Source organism: Vibrio sp. D173a (assembly GCF_030248475.1).
Genome location: NZ_JAHGAH010001311.1, coordinates 1 through 517, shown reverse-complemented (window position 1 = coordinate 517; position 517 = coordinate 1). Strand labels below are relative to the sequence as shown.

Sequence of the window (517 nt, the reverse complement as noted above, 5' to 3'; positions counted from 1 at the left end):
GCAGGTGTCGGATAAATCCTACAGTATCTGCAAGGATTGCCGGACCTACATCGGTCAGATCGATCTTACGTAGTGTTGGGTCTAGCGTTGCAAACAGTTGGTCTGCCGCATAAACACCAGCACGGGTGATCTGGTTAAACATTGTTGATTTCCCTGCGTTGGTGTAACCAACTAGAGAAATGGTTGGGATTTCAGCTCGATTACGAGCACGGCGGCCCTGTTCACGCTGCTTAGCTACTTTCGCTAAACGACGCAATATCGCTTTTATACGGTCACGCAACAGACGTCGATCTGTTTCTAGTTGAGTTTCACCTGGACCACGAAGACCAATACCACCTTTTTGTCTCTCAAGGTGGGTCCAACCGCGAATCAGTCGAGTAGAGATATGACGAAGCTGAGCAAGCTCAACTTGTAGCTTACCTTCATGAGTTCGCGCACGCTGTGCAAAGATATCTAAGATCAGACCGGTGCGGTCAATCACACGACACTTACACAAGTGCTCTAGGTTGCGCTCTTG

At 48.9% G+C, this 517-nt stretch carries 1 protein-coding gene; it reads right to left on the bottom strand.

Annotation, left to right across the window (positions count from 1 at the left end):
• Positions 1–517 (bottom strand): GTPase HflX (gene hflX, locus KIV40_RS33040; RefSeq protein ID WP_285353606.1); only part of this gene is annotated, 517 nt, incomplete at both ends.